12 protein-coding genes are annotated in these 14,008 nt (G+C 72.7%); 11 read left to right on the forward strand and 1 reads right to left on the reverse strand.

Going from position 1 to position 14,008, the window contains the following annotated elements:
* Window positions 1-88: 88 nt before the first annotated feature.
* Window positions 89-1,072 carry a UDP-glucose 4-epimerase GalE gene (gene galE / locus OIE12_RS28125; protein WP_329140047.1) on the reverse strand — a complete coding sequence of 328 codons (984 nt, stop codon included), beginning with the start codon at window positions 1,070-1,072 and terminating at the stop codon, window positions 89-91.
* 631 nt (window positions 1,073-1,703) lie between these two features.
* Here galE and OIE12_RS28130 point away from each other — a divergent pair.
* The 11 genes from OIE12_RS28130 (at window position 1,704) to OIE12_RS28180 (ending at window position 13,956) form a co-directional block, all read left to right on the forward strand.
* The gene (locus OIE12_RS28130) at window positions 1,704-3,536 is read left to right on the forward strand and encodes a DUF5941 domain-containing protein (protein ID WP_329142282.1); all 1,833 of its coding nucleotides are present in this window, start codon (window positions 1,704-1,706) and stop codon (window positions 3,534-3,536) included.
* Window positions 3,533-4,285 carry a phosphocholine cytidylyltransferase family protein gene (locus OIE12_RS28135; RefSeq protein WP_329140049.1) on the forward strand — a complete coding sequence of 251 codons (753 nt, stop codon included), beginning with the start codon at window positions 3,533-3,535 and terminating at the stop codon, window positions 4,283-4,285. The genes OIE12_RS28130 and OIE12_RS28135 overlap by 4 nt, the downstream gene beginning before the upstream one ends.
* On the forward strand, window positions 4,273-5,334 hold the full coding sequence (locus OIE12_RS28140) for an iron-containing alcohol dehydrogenase family protein (RefSeq protein ID WP_030382752.1): 1,062 nt from the start codon (window positions 4,273-4,275) through the stop codon (window positions 5,332-5,334). Before OIE12_RS28135 ends, OIE12_RS28140 begins: the two co-directional genes overlap by 13 nt.
* Window positions 5,312-6,091 carry a CDP-alcohol phosphatidyltransferase family protein gene (locus tag OIE12_RS28145; protein ID WP_078618522.1) on the forward strand — a complete coding sequence of 260 codons (780 nt, stop codon included), beginning with the start codon at window positions 5,312-5,314 and terminating at the stop codon, window positions 6,089-6,091. The genes OIE12_RS28140 and OIE12_RS28145 overlap by 23 nt, the downstream gene beginning before the upstream one ends.
* Window positions 6,092-6,147: 56 nt before the next feature.
* Entirely contained in the window at window positions 6,148-6,993 is an 846-nt protein-coding gene (locus tag OIE12_RS28150; protein WP_329142283.1) for a glycosyltransferase family 2 protein, read from the forward strand.
* A gap of 96 nt (window positions 6,994-7,089) precedes the next feature.
* Complete coding sequence (locus OIE12_RS28155; RefSeq protein WP_329140053.1) at window positions 7,090-8,019, forward strand: ABC transporter permease; 930 nt, start codon at window positions 7,090-7,092, stop codon at window positions 8,017-8,019.
* On the forward strand, window positions 8,012-8,782 hold the full coding sequence (locus tag OIE12_RS28160; RefSeq protein ID WP_329140055.1) for an ABC transporter ATP-binding protein: 771 nt from the start codon (window positions 8,012-8,014) through the stop codon (window positions 8,780-8,782). The genes OIE12_RS28155 and OIE12_RS28160 overlap by 8 nt, the downstream gene beginning before the upstream one ends.
* A gap of 345 nt (window positions 8,783-9,127) precedes the next feature.
* Window positions 9,128-10,060, forward strand: coding sequence for a squalene synthase HpnC (hpnC, locus tag OIE12_RS28165; protein ID WP_329140057.1), 933 nt, complete (start codon window positions 9,128-9,130; stop codon window positions 10,058-10,060).
* Complete coding sequence (gene hpnD, locus OIE12_RS28170; RefSeq protein ID WP_329140059.1) at window positions 10,057-11,007, forward strand: presqualene diphosphate synthase HpnD; 951 nt, start codon at window positions 10,057-10,059, stop codon at window positions 11,005-11,007. Before hpnC ends, hpnD begins: the two co-directional genes overlap by 4 nt.
* 382 nt (window positions 11,008-11,389) lie before the next feature.
* Entirely contained in the window at window positions 11,390-12,823 is a 1,434-nt protein-coding gene (gene hpnE, locus OIE12_RS28175; protein WP_329140061.1) for a hydroxysqualene dehydroxylase HpnE, read from the forward strand.
* Window positions 12,820-13,956 (forward strand): polyprenyl synthetase family protein, encoded by a 1,137-nt coding sequence (locus tag OIE12_RS28180; protein WP_329140063.1) that lies wholly within the window; start codon window positions 12,820-12,822, stop codon window positions 13,954-13,956. The genes hpnE and OIE12_RS28180 overlap by 4 nt, the downstream gene beginning before the upstream one ends.
* Window positions 13,957-14,008: the final 52 nt, after the last annotated feature.

Raw genomic sequence — 14,008 nt, forward strand, 5'->3', positions numbered from 1 at the left:
GGAACGTGACCGGGCGGTCACCGGTTGTCGCCGTGAGTCCTGATCGTGCCCGGTGGCGGCGGCCGGGAACCGCCCCGCCGGGGCGCACTCACCGGCGTGCCGCCGCCGGGTGGTGCAGCTGCCAGCCCTGCCAGGCCGACTCCACCATCTCGCGCATCCCGCGCCGGGCGCGCCAGTCCAGTTCGCGCGCGGCGCGCGCGGCGGACGCGACGGCGCGCGGGGCGTCGCCGGGGCGGCGCGGTTCGACGCGCGCCGGGGTGGCGTCGCCGGTGACCTCGCCGATGAGGGTGACCAGCTCGCGCACGGAGACGCCCTCGCCGCGGCCGATGTTCAGCGTCAGGTCGCCGGTCGCGGTGCCGGAGGAGAGCCGGCGGGTGGCGGCGAGGTGGGCCTCGGCGAGGTCCGCCACATGGATGTAGTCGCGGACGCAGGTGCCGTCCGGGGTGGGGTAGTCGTCGCCGAAGATCCGGGGGGCCTCGCCGCGGGTGAGGCGGTCGAAGACCATGGGGACGATGTTGAAGACGCCGGTGTCCGAGAGGACGGGGTCGCCGGCGCCGGCGACGTTGAAGTAGCGCAGGCAGGTCGTCGCGATGCCGTGCGCCCGGCCGGCGGCCCGGACCAGCCACTCGCCGGCGAGCTTCGTCTCGCCGTAGGGGTTCACGGGGGCGCAGGGGGTGTCCTCCGTGATGAGGTCCACGTCGGGGTTGCCGTAGACGGCGGCGGAGGAGGAGAAGAGGAACCGCTCGACGCCGGCGCCGGCGGCGGCGTCCAGGAGGGTGGCGAGGCCGCCGATGTTCTCCTGGTAGTAGCGGGCCGGCTCGGCGACGGATTCGCCGACCTGTTTGCGGGCGGCGAGGTGGACGATGCCGGTGACGGCGTGCTCGGAGAGCACGCGCTTGAGGAGGGGGGCGTCGAGGGAGGAGCCGGAGACGAGGGGGATGTCGGGGGGGAGGCGGTCGGGGACGCCGGCGGAGAGGTCGTCGAGGACGACGACGGGTTCGTTCGCGGTGGTCATGGCCCGGACCACGTGCGCCCCGATGTAACCGGCTCCGCCGGTGATCAGCCAGGTCATGACGCCTCACCTTACGCCGGGGTCCGCGCCCCCGCCGCCCCTACCCTTCCCGTCCCTTCAAGGGGCTCCGCCCCTTGCACCCCGGGAGAGCTCGGGTGGGTGGGGTTTCGTCGGGGGGTGCGGGCGGGTGGGGACTTCTCGCGCAGTTCCCCGCGCCCCTTAAAAGCAGGGGCTCGGGCCTCCTGCGGCCGACCGCGCCTTCACGCCCCCGGCAGGCCCCGGCCAACCCAGGGGCGCGGGGAACTGCGCGACCAGCCACCAACCCACCCGCACCCGCCGACCCACCCGAACCCCCAACCCAGAAGGCGCTCCACCCCCGTGCCCCCGGCACCGAACCCCGGGCGAGCCCACCCACCCCCCCCCGCCGGCGGAGCCATTTCGTACGGTTCGCCCCGTGGGGCAACCCCCCGGTTTGGAGCCCACCGCCCGTATCCCGCAAGATGATCGCGGTCAGGGGCGGTCGGCCGGTGGGGCGAGCCGCGTGTGAACACGCGGTGAACTCGCGCTTCCGGTCATCCGATAACCTCTGCCGACACGTCGCCCCACCGGGCAGCACGCCCAGGGACGTACGGCGTCCCCTTTCATCGCGCACGCCCGCCGCGTGCCCGCGTCGGCCCAGGGAGTGAGTTCGCTGTCGACCGCCATCCTCACCGGACAGCCGGTACCCGGATCGTCGCTCGAGGGCGATCTGCGGTCCCTCGGCTTCGACGTGCGGGTCGCCTCGGACATCGGTGACGCCGAGGCCCTGCTCACCACCCTCCCCGCCGATCAGCGCGTCGCCCTCGTCGACGCCCGCTTCGTCGGCCACCCGCACGCCCTGCGGCTCGGCCTCACCGACCCCCGCTTCGACGCCGCCGCCCTCCCCGGCGCCGTCACCGCGCGCCCCGCCGCCCGCCAGGCGCTGATCCGGGCCATGGCCGGCGCCCGCGCGGCCACCGCCGGGGCCACCGACCCCGGCGGCGCCACCGCCACCGTCGTCCTGGAGGAGCTGCCCGACCTTCCCGGGCGCCTGGCCGCCGGGCTGGACGCCGACGACGTCCCCGTGCACCGCCCCGAACTCGGCTCGCTCGTCGCCACCGTCCCCACCGACCCGCAGACCCGCAACGAGGCCCGGCAGGCCGTCGCCGCCGTCGACGACGAGGCGATCCGGCTGAAGTCCGCCGTGAAGTCCCGCGACGGGTTCTTCACCACGCACTTCATCAGCCCCTACTCCCGCTACCTCGCCCGCTGGTGCGCCCGCCGCGGCCTGACCCCCAACCAGGTCACCACCGCCTCCCTGCTCACCGCGCTGATCGCGGCCGGCTGCGCGGCCACCGGCACCCGCCCCGGCTTCGTCGCCGCCGGCATCCTGCTGATCGCCTCGTTCGTCCTGGACTGCACCGACGGCCAGCTCGCCCGCTACTCGCTGCAGTACTCCACGCTCGGCGCCTGGCTCGACGCTACCTTCGACCGCGCCAAGGAGTACGCCTACTACGCCGGCCTCGCCCTCGGCGCCGCCCGCTCCGGCGGCCACGACGACGTATGGGCGCTCGCGCTCGGCGCCATGGTGCTCCAGACCTGCCGGCACGTCGTCGACTTCTCCTTCAACGAGGCCAACCACGACGCCGAGGCCAACACCAGCCCCACCGCCGCCCTCTCCGGCAAGCTCGACAGCGTCGGCTGGACCGTCTGGCTGCGCCGCATGATCGTGCTGCCGATCGGCGAGCGCTGGGCCATGATCGCCGTCCTCACCGCGGTCACCACCCCCCGCATCACCTTCGTCGTGCTGCTGATCGGCTGCGCCCTCGCCGCCCTCTACACCACCTCCGGGCGCGTCCTGCGCTCGCTGACCCGCAGGGCCCGCCGCACCGAACGCGCCGCCCGCGCGCTGGCCGACCTCGCCGACGCCGGACCGCTCACCGAGGCGCTGACCCCGGCCGTGCGCCGGGTCCCCGGCGGCGCCGCCCCGTTCCTCGCCGCCCTCGGCGGTGCCCTCGTCGTGATCGCCGCCGCCGTGTGGGGCGCGAGCTGGGCCACCGCGGCGTGCGCCGCCGTCTACGTGCTCACCTCCGCCGCCGCCGTCGTACGCCCCCTCACCGGCGCGCTCGACTGGCTCGTGCCGCCCTTCTTCCGCGCCGCCGAATACGGCACGATCCTCGTGCTCGCGGCCGAATCCGAGGTGAACGGGGCGCTGCCGGCGGCTTTCGGGCTGGTTGCGGCGGTCGCCTACCATCACTACGACACGGTGTACCGCATCCGCGGCAACGCCGGCGCGCCCCCGCGCCGGCTGGTGCGGGCGATCGGGGGGCACGACGGCAGGACCCTGCTCGTCGCCGTCCTCGCCGCGGCCCTCACCGCCACCGCTTTTCCCGTCGCGCTCACGGTCCTCGCCGTGGCCGTGGCACTCGTGGTGCTCGCCGAGAGCATCCGCTTCTGGGTCTCCGCAGGAGCACCCGCCGTACACGATGAAGGAGAACCCGCATGATCGGCCTCGTGCTGGCGGCCGGCGCCGGACGGCGTCTGCGCCCCTACACCGACACCCTGCCCAAGGCGCTGGTGCCGGTCGGCCCCGAAGGCGCGGAGGACAGCATCACCGTCCTGGACATCGCCCTCGGCAACTTCGCCGAGATCGGCCTGTCCGAGGTCGCGATCATCGTCGGGTACGCCAAGGAGGCCATCTACGAGCGCCGCGAGGCCCTCGAGCAGCGTTACGGCCTGAAGATCACCCTGATCGACAACGACAAGGCCGAGGAGTGGAACAACGCCTACTCCCTGTGGTGCGGGCGTGACGCCATCAAGCACTCGGTGATCCTCGCCAACGGCGACACCGTGCACCCGGTCTCCGTCGAGAAGACCCTGCTGGCCGCCCGCGGCGACGGAAGGAAGATCATCCTCGCCGTCGACACGGTGAAGTCGCTGGCCGACGAGGAGATGAAGGTCGTCGTCGACCCCGCCAAGGGCATGACGAAGATCACCAAGCTGATGGACCCGGCCGAGGCCTCCGGCGAGTACATCGGCGTCACCCTCATCGAGGGCGAGGCCGCCGACGAGCTCGGCGACGCGCTGAAGACGGTCTGGGAGACCGACCCGCAGCAGTTCTACGAGCACGGCTACCAGGAGCTCGTCAACCGGGGCTTCCGGATCGACGTCGCGCCCATCGGTGACGTCCAGTGGGTCGAGATCGACAACCACGACGACCTCGCCAAGGGACGTGAGATCGCGTGCCGGTACTGACCAGGCTCATCCCCTCGCCGATCGTCGTGGACATCCGCCCGGGTGCCCTCGACGATCTGGCCACGGTCCTGGCCGACCAGCGGATCTCCTCCTCCGGCAAGCTCGCCGTCGCCATCAGCGGCGGCTCCGGCGCCCGGCTGCGCGAGCGGATCTCGCCCGCGCTGCCCGACGCCGACTGGTTCGAGGTCGGCGGCGGCACCCTGGACAACGCGATCAAGCTCGCCGAGGCCATGAAGCGCGGCCACTACGACGCGGTCGTGGGCCTGGGCGGCGGCAAGATCATCGACTGCGCCAAGTTCGCCGCGGCGCGCGTCGGCCTGCCGCTGGTCGCCGTCGCGACCAACCTGTCGCACGACGGCCTGTGCTCGCCCGTCGCCACCCTCGACAACGACGCCGGGCGCGGCTCGTACGGCGTGCCGAACCCGATCGCGGTCGTCATCGACCTCGACGTCATCCGCGAGGCCCCGGTCCGCTATGTGCGCTCCGGCATCGGCGACGCCCTGTCCAACATCTCCGCGGTGGCGGACTGGGAGCTGGCCAACCGCGAGAAGGGCGAGTCCATAGACGGCCTCGCCGCCGCGATGGCCCGGCAGGCCGGCGAGGCCGTGCTGCGCCACCCCGGCGGCGTCGGCGACGACGGGTTCCTCCAGGTGCTCGCCGAGGGCCTGGTCCTCACCGGCATCTCCATGTCGGTCGCGGGCGACTCCCGCCCCGCCTCCGGCGCCTGCCACGAGATCAACCACGCCTTCGACCTGCTCTTCCCGCGCCGCGCCGCCAGCCACGGCGAGCAGTGCGGGCTGGGCGCGGGCTTCGCGATGCATCTGCGCGGCGCGCGCGAGGAGGCGGCGTACATGGCCTCGGTGCTGCGCCGCCACGGCCTGCCGGTGCTGCCGGAGGAGATCGGCTTCACCCCGGAGGAGTTCGTCCAGGTCGTGGAGTTCGCCCCGAGCACCCGCCCCGGCCGCTACACCATCCTCGAACACCTCGACCTGTCCACCGACCAGATCAGGGACGCATACGCCGACTATGCAAAAGCCATCGGTAGCTGAGCTCCGCCCGGTCGTCCACCCCGCGGGGGTCAAGGACCGGCGCAGCGGGGAGCACTGGGGCGGCCGCCTCTACATGCGCGAGATCTCGCTGCGCATAGACCGGCACCTGGTGAACACCCGGGTCACGCCCAACCAGCTGACGTACCTGATGACCGTCTGCGGGGTGCTTGCCGCACCGGCGCTGCTGGTGCCCGGCATCCCGGGCGCCGTCCTCGGCGTCGTCGCCGTCCAGCTGTATCTGCTCCTTGACTGCGTGGACGGCGAGGTCGCCCGCTGGAAGAAGCAGTTCTCGCTCGGCGGGGTCTACCTCGACCGGGTCGGCGCCTACCTCACCGACGCCGCCGTCCTGGTCGGCTTCGGGCTGCGCGCCGCCGACCTGTTCGGCAGCGGGCGGATCGACTGGCTGTGGGCCTTCCTCGGCACGCTCGCCGCGCTCGGCGCCATCCTGATCAAGGCGGAGACCGACCTGGTCGGCGTCGCCCGCCACCAGACCGGCAAGGAGCCCGTCAAGGAGTCGGCGTCCGAGCCGCGCTCCTCCGGGATGGCGCTGGCCCGCCGGGCCGCCGCCGCGTTCAAGTTCCACCGGCTCGTGCTGGGCATCGAGGCGTCCCTGCTGATCCTGGTCCTCGCGATCGTCGACCAGATCCGCGGCGATCTGTTCTTCTCCCGGCTCGGGGTCGCCGTCCTCGCGGGCATCGCGCTGCTGCAGACCCTGCTGCACCTGGTGTCCATCCTCGCCTCGAGCAGGCTGAAGTGAGCACCGGCACCGGCGGGGAGACCGCCGCCCCGAAGGTCGGCGCGGTGATCATCACCATGGGCAACCGCCCCGACGAGCTGCGCGCCCTGCTCGACTCGGTCGCCAAGCAGGACGGCGACCCGGTCGCGGCGGTCGTGGTCGGCAACGGCTCGCCGGTGCCCGAGGTCCCGGACGGCGTGCGGACGGTGGAGCTGCCGGAGAACCTCGGCATCCCCGGCGGCCGCAACGTCGGCATCGAGGCCTTCGGCCCGGGCGGCCGGGACGTCGACATCCTGCTCTTCCTGGACGACGACGGCCTGCTCGCCCGCACCGACACCGCCGAGCTGTGCCGGCGGGCGTTCGCCGCCGACCCGGAACTCGGCATCGTCAGCTTCCGCATCGCGGACCCCGAGACCGGCGTCACCCAGCGCCGTCACGTGCCGCGGCTGCGGGCGTCGGACCCGATGCGCTCCTCGCGGGTGACCACCTTCCTCGGCGGCGCCAACGCCGTCCGCACGAAGGTGTTCGCCGAGGTCGGCGGGCTGCCCGACGAGTTCTTCTACGCCCACGAGGAGACCGATCTGGCCTGGCGGGCGCTGAACGCCGGCTGGATGATCGACTACCGCGCCGACATGGTGCTGTACCACCCCACGACGGCGCCCTCCCGGCACGCGGTCTACCACCGCATGGTCGCCCGCAACCGCGTCTGGCTCGCCCGCCGCAACCTGCCCGCGCTGCTCGTCCCCGTCTATCTCGGGGTCTGGCTGCTGCTCACGCTGGCCCGGCGCCCCTCGGGGGCCGCGCTCAAGGCCTGGTTCGGCGGCTTCCGCGAGGGCTGGGCGTCCCCGTGCGGACCCCGGCGGCCCATGAAGTGGCGTACGGTGTGGCGGCTGACCCGACTGGGCCGGCCTCCGGTCATCTGACAAGCTCGATATCTGAGAGCATGCGGGCGACACCACGCCCCGGGCTCTTCCCTGCCCGATCCGGCGCGCTTCCTTGAGGACGAAAGCTTCCTACCTGTGAGTGAGACCACGCATGACGGCGGAGTCGCGGTGAGCGCCCGGCCGTCGCCCGATGACGGGATGAGCGCGGCCGACCTGGCCGCCAAGTACGGACTGAGCGTCAGCGGCGCCCGGCCCGGGCTCGTCGAGTACGTCCGCCAGCTGTGGGGGCGGCGCCACTTCATCCTCGCCTTCTCGCAGGCGAAGCTCACCGCCCAGTACAGCCAGGCCAAGCTGGGTCAGCTGTGGCAGGTGGCGACGCCGCTGCTCAACGCGGCCGTCTACTACCTGATCTTCGGACTGATCCTGAACGCCAGCCGGGGCATGTCGCACGACGTGTACATCCCGTTCCTGGTGACAGGTGTCTTCACCTTCACGTTCACCCAGAGCTCGGTGATGTCGGGCGTGCGGGCGATCTCCGGCAACCTCGGGTTGGTGCGCGCGCTGCACTTCCCACGCGCCTCGCTCCCCATCTCGTTCGCCCTCCAGCAGCTCCAGCAGCTGCTGTTCTCGATGATCGTCATGGTGCTCGTGGTGGTCGGCTTCGGCAGCCTGCCGGGGCTGTCCTGGGTGCTGATCGTGCCGGTCCTGGTGCTGCAGTTCCTGTTCAACACCGGGCTCGCGATGATCATGGCCCGGTTGGGGTCCAAGACCCCGGACCTCGCCCAGCTGATGCCGTTCGTGATGCGCACCTGGATGTACGCCTCCGGCGTCATGTTCTCCATCACGCACATGCTCAAGGGCAAGCCGGGGTGGATCGCCGACGTGCTCCAGGTGAACCCGGCGGCCGTCTACATGGACCTGATGCGCTTCGCGCTGATCGACGAGTACGGCTCCTCCAACCTGCCGTCGCACGTCTGGGCGATCGCGGCGTTCTGGGCCGTCGCCCTCTTCGCGGGCGGGTTCGTGTTCTTCTGGAAGGCGGAAGAGAGGTACGGCCGTGGCTGAGCTTTCCGACCGCCCCACCGTGATCGCGGACGAGCTGCACATCGTCTACCGGGTCAACGGCGCCCGCACCGGCAAGGGCAGCGCCACCTCCGCCCTCAGCCGCATACTGAAGCGGGGAGAGGAGCGGGGCGTGCGCAAGGTGCACGCCGTGCGCGGGGTCTCCTTCACCTCCTACCGGGGCGAGGCCATCGGCCTGATCGGCTCCAACGGCTCCGGCAAGTCCACCCTGCTGCGGGCCATCGCCGGACTGCTGCCCGCCGAGAGCGGCAAGGTCTACACCGACGGCCAGCCCTCGCTGCTCGGCGTCAACGCGGCCCTGATGAACGACCTCACCGGCGAACGCAACGTCATCCTCGGCGGACTCGCCATGGGCATGTCCCGGGAGCAGATCAGGGAGCGTTACCAGTCCATCGTCGACTTCTCGGGCATCAACGAGAAGGGCGACTTCATCACGCTGCCGATGCGGACGTACTCCTCCGGCATGGCGGCCCGGCTGCGGTTCTCCATCGCCGCCGCCAAGGACCACGACGTCCTCATGATCGACGAGGCGCTCGCCACCGGCGACCGCAAGTTCCAGAAGCGCTCCGAGGAACGCATCCGGGAACTGCGCAAGCAGGCCGGCACCGTCTTCCTCGTCAGCCACAACAACAAGTCGATCCGCGACACCTGCGACCGGGTGCTGTGGCTGGAACGCGGTGAGCTGCGCATGGACGGCCCGACCGCCGAGGTCCTCAAGGAGTACGAGAAGTTCACGGGCAAATAGCCCACAACGACCCGCTCATGCCCAGGGGCCCCGCCGGATCACTCCGGCGGGGCCCCTGTCATTCGCAAAAGAAACGTCAACTCCTGCGGGCGTTAGGAATCTTGACGGCAATCGGTGTGTTGTTGTGATGTGCAGGACACCCCCGCGCGGCACGCTTAGTTGTACAACGTAAGCTGAGCTGAGTGCTGATTCGCGGCAACTGGGTCGATAACGCGCGCCATCGGCACGAACGCCGCGCGGCGCGGACATCCGGGCGACGTGTTCTAAATAGGATGTATTCGGTCCGCAGGGTAGAACGGGAGTTGTGACGGCAATGGCTACGGATGATCTCCACCTCCGCGAGGCATGCGCCGTCCCCGGGCCGGGCGGCACATGGTGACCGACGCCGGCGCGACGCGGGCCGGCGATCCCGAGCGCGACACCCTCGACAAGGCCGCGGACGAGAACTTCCCGGTGGCCCCGTTCTTCCTGCCCCGCCCCTGGCGCGACGACCTGATGGCCGTCTACGGCTTCGCCCGCCTCGTCGACGACATCGGTGACGGCGATCTCGCCCCCGGCGGAGCCGACGCCCGGCTCCTCGGCGTCGCACCCGAACAGGCGGACGACCGCCTCGTCATGCTGGACGCCTTCGAGGCCGATTTGCGCCGCGTCTTCGACGCCACCCCGCGCCACCCCCTGCTGCGCCGCTTGCAGCCGACGGTCCGGCGCCGCGCGCTGACCCCCGAACCCTTCCTCGGGCTGATCGCCGCCAACCGCCAGGACCAGCTCGTCAACCGCTACGAGACCTACGACGACCTGCTCGCCTACTGCGAGCTGTCGGCCAACCCCGTCGGCCGGCTCGTACTCGCCGTCACCGGCACCACGACCCCCGAGCGCGTCCGTCGCTCCGATCTCATCTGCACCGCACTGCAGATCGTCGAGCACCTCCAGGACGTCGCCGAGGACCTGGGCCGCGACCGCATCTACCTCCCCGCCGAGGACATGAAACGCTTTCACGTCCAGGAGGCGGATCTCGCCACCCCCTCAGCAGGCGCATCGGTGCGCGCACTGGTTGCATACGAAGCAGAACGCGCCCTCGGCCTGCTGAATGAAGGCGCCCCCCTGGTGGGTAGCGTCCACGGCAGACTCAGACTGCTGCTCGCGGGGTTCGTGGCAGGAGGAAGGGCGGCGATCCGGGCGATCGCCGCCGCCGATTTCGACGTACTTCCCGGCCCGCCCAAACCCGGCAAGCTCCGGTTGCTGCGCGAGGTGGGCGTGACTCTGCGAGGAGAGGGGTGATCCGGACCGTGGAGTCGGAACAGCACGTGTCCCCACCGGTACTCGCCGCGTACCGCTACTGCGAGACCGTCACCGGGCAGCAGGCCCGCAACTTCGCCTACGGCATCAGACTGCTGCCGGCGCCGAAGCGCCGGGCGATGTCCGCGCTGTACGCGTTCTCCCGGCGGGTGGACGACATCGGTGACGGCGAGCTGGCGGACGACGTCAAGAAGACCCGTCTGGAGGACACCCGGGCACTGCTCGCCCGGGTGCGCGGGGGAGAGGTCGGCGAGGACGACACCGACCCGGTGGCCGTCGCCCTCGCGCACGCCGCCGACCGGTTCCCGATCCCGCTCGGCGGGCTCGACGAGCTCATCGACGGCGTCCTGATGGACGTCGGCGGCGAGACCTACGAGACGTGGGACGACCTCAAGGCGTACTGCCGCTGCGTCGCCGGCGCGATCGGACGGCTCTCGCTCGGCGTGTTCGGCACCGAGCCGGGGGCGCGCGGCGCCGAGCGGGCCTCCGAGTACGCCGACACCCTGGGGCTCGCCCTCCAGCTCACCAACATCCTCAGGGATGTACGGGAGGACGCCGAGACCGGGCGTACCTATCTGCCCGCCGACGACCTCGCCAAATTCGGCTGCTCGGCCGGGTTCAGCGGACCCACTCCACCGGAGGGCTCCGACTTCGCGGGCCTCGTGCACTTCGAAGTGCGTCGGGCCCGCGCTCTTTTCGCCGAGGGCTACCGGCTGCTGCCCATGCTCGACCGGCGCAGCGGCGCGTGCGTCGCCGCGATGGCGGGCATCTACCGCCGGCTCCTGGACCGCATCGCACGCGAACCGGAGGCCGTGCTGCGCGGCCGGGTCTCGCTGCCCGGCCGCGAGAAGGCCTACGTCGCCGTCCGCGGCCTCTCCGGCCTCGACGCCCGCAACGTCACCCGGCGCACGGTCAGGAGGCGCGTGTGATGCGCCGCACCCAGGCAACGACCTACGGACCGCCGCCCGCACCCGGCGCGGGCCACCAGGCCCGCCCGCTGCCGCCCGCGCCGGGCGACCACTGCCCGCTGCCGCCGGAGGCCACCGCGGTGCCCGGCCGGGACGGCGCGCACCGCCTGCCGCCCTCGCCGGTCACCGGCGCGTGCGGCGCACGCGCAGCGGGGAGCGCGCCCGCGACGGGCGGCGGCTCCGCTCGCCCGCCGGCGTCGGCGGCCGTCGGCCCGGACGGTCCCCTCCGCCCGCGGCGGCCTGCGGTGACCGGCGGGAACCGGCAGGCAACCCTCCGGCGGTGCGCGGCGTCCCTGACAACGGTGGCGCGCCCGCGCGGTGGCGCCGCGGGGGAGGGTGTGCGATGAGCGAGGCCACGCTGCCGGGCGAGCCGGGGACGGAACCGGCCGGCGGTGCCGGGGGACCGGCCACGGCCGTCGTGGTCGGCGGCGGACTCGCCGGCGTCACCGCCGCGCTCGCGCTCGCCGACGCCGGCGTACGGGTCACCCTCCTCGAAGGCAGACCGCGCCTGGGCGGCCTCGCCTTCTCCTTCCACCGGGGCGACCTCACCGTCGACAACGGCCAGCACGTCTACTTGCGCTGCTGCACCGCCTACCGCTGGTTCCTCGACCGCATCGACGCCGCCTCCCTCGCCCCGTTGCAGGACCGGCTCGAAGTCCCCGTCGTCGACCCGCGGCGAAAACCGGGACGCAGACTCGGCACCCTGCGGCGCGACGCGCTGCCCGTGCCCCTGCACCTCGGGCGCAGCCTCGCCACCTACCCGCACCTCTCGCTCGCCGAGCGCGCGAAGGTGGGCAGAGCCGCCCTCGCCCTCCGTGCCCTGGACCTCGGGGACCCGGCGCTGGACACCCAGGACTTCGGCAGCTGGCTGGCCGCACACGGTCAGTCGGAGCGTGCCGTCGAGGCACTGTGGGACCTCGTGGGGGTCGCCACCCTCAACGCGGTGGCCCAGGACGCCTCCCTGGCGCTCGCCGCGATGGTGTTCAAGACCGGTCTGCTGTCCGACCCGGGGGCCGCCGACATCGGCTGGGCCCGCGTCCCGCTGGGCGAACTGCACGACACCCTGGCCCGCAAGGCGCTCGACTCCGCGGGCGTGCGTACCGAAGTCCGTACACGAGTCACCTCCGTCTCCCCTTACGGGAACGGGCGCTGGGCGGTTCAGGTTCCCGGCGAGACCCTCGAGGCCGACACCGTCGTCCTCGCCGTGCCCCAGCGCGAGGCGCACGCCCTGCTGCCCGCGGGGGCGCTGGAGGAGCCGGAGCGGCTGCTGGAGCTCGGCACCGCGCCGATCCTCAACGTCCACGTGGTCTACGACCGCCGCGTGCTGGCCCGGCCCTTCTTCGCCGCCCTCGGCTCACCGGTGCAGTGGGTCTTCGACCGCACCGAGGCCTCCGGGCTGCGCGAGGGCCAGTACCTGGCGCTGTCCCAGTCGGCCGCCCAGGACCTGATCGACGAGCCCGTCGCCGCCCTGCGGGAGCGGTTCCTGCCCGAGCTGGAGCGACTGCTGCCCGCCGCCCGCGAGGCCCGCGTGCGCGACTTCTTCGTCACCCGGGAACGCACCGCCACCTTCGCCCCCGCCCCGGGCACCGCACGGCTGCGGCCCGGCGCCCGCACCCACGCCCCCGGCCTCTACCTGGCCGGCGCGTGGACCGCCACCGGGTGGCCCGCGACCATGGAGGGCGCGGTCCGCAGCGGCGCCGCCGCCGCGGACGCCGCGCTCGGCGCGCTGGGCCGGCCCCGGGACCATCTCCTCGCCCTGCACGAGGAGGCGGCATGAAAGCCGATCAGCGGGGAACTGCCACCCGGGCTCCCGCTCATGCGACAAGAGGAGAGACTGTGCCCACCGTGCCCCCGGCGTCCCCGGCCGCGTCAGCGACCGCGGTGGACGTGACCGCGCTCCTGGAGCGCGGCCGCACCCTGGCCACCCCGGTGCTTCGGGCGGCCGTCGACCGCTTGGCGCCGCCGATGGACACCGTCGCCGCCTACCACTTCGGCTGGATCGACGCGGCCGGCAACCCCGCCGACGGCGACGGCGGCAAGGCCGTGCGCCCCGCCCTCGCGCTGCTCTCCGCGCAGGCCGCCGGAGCCGCCCCCGAGGTCGGCGTCCCCGGCGCCGTCGCCGTCGAACTGGTGCACAACTTCTCCCTGCTGCACGACGACCTGATGGACGGCGACGAGCAGCGCCGGCACCGCGACACGGTGTGGAAGGTGCACGGCCCCGCCCAGGCCATCCTGGTCGGCGACGCCCTGTTCGCGCTGGCCAACGAGGTGCTGCTGGAACTCGGCACCGTCGAGGCCGGCCGCGCCACCCGCCGGCTCACCGCCGCCAGCCGCGCCCTGATCGACGGTCAGGCCCAGGACATCTCCTACGAGCACCGCGACCGCGTCAGCGTCGAGGAGTGCCTGGAGATGGAGGGCAACAAGACCGGCGCCCTGCTCGCCTGCGCCTGCTCCATCGGCGCGGTGCTCGGCGGCGCGGACGACGCGACGGCCGACACCCTCGAGACGTACGGCCACCACCTCGGCCTCGCCTTCCAGGCCGTCGACGACCTCCTCGGCATCTGGGGCGACCCGGACGCCACCGGCAAACAGGCCTGGAGCGATCTGCGTCAGCGCAAGAAGTCCCTCCCCGTCGTCGCCGCGCTCGCCGCGGGCGGACCCGCCTCCGAGAAGCTCGGGCGGATCCTCGCCGAGGACGCCAAGAACAGCGACTTCGAGAACTTCACCGAGGAGGAGTTCGCCGCGCGCGCCGCCCTGATCGAGGAGGCCGGCGGCCGCGAGTGGACCGAGAAGGAGGCCCGCCGCCAGCACGAGGTGGCCGTGCGGGCACTGGACTCGGTCCGGATGCCGGACCAGGTGCGGGCGCAGCTCACCGCGCTCGCCGACTTCGTCGTCGTACGGAAGAGATGATCACTATCGGTTCAACGAGCCTCGCGTAGTCGCCGGCCGGTGCCGCGAGCAC

The sequence above is a fragment of the Streptomyces sp. NBC_00670 genome, from assembly GCF_036226765.1.
Lineage (GTDB): Bacteria > Actinomycetota > Actinomycetes > Streptomycetales > Streptomycetaceae > Streptomyces.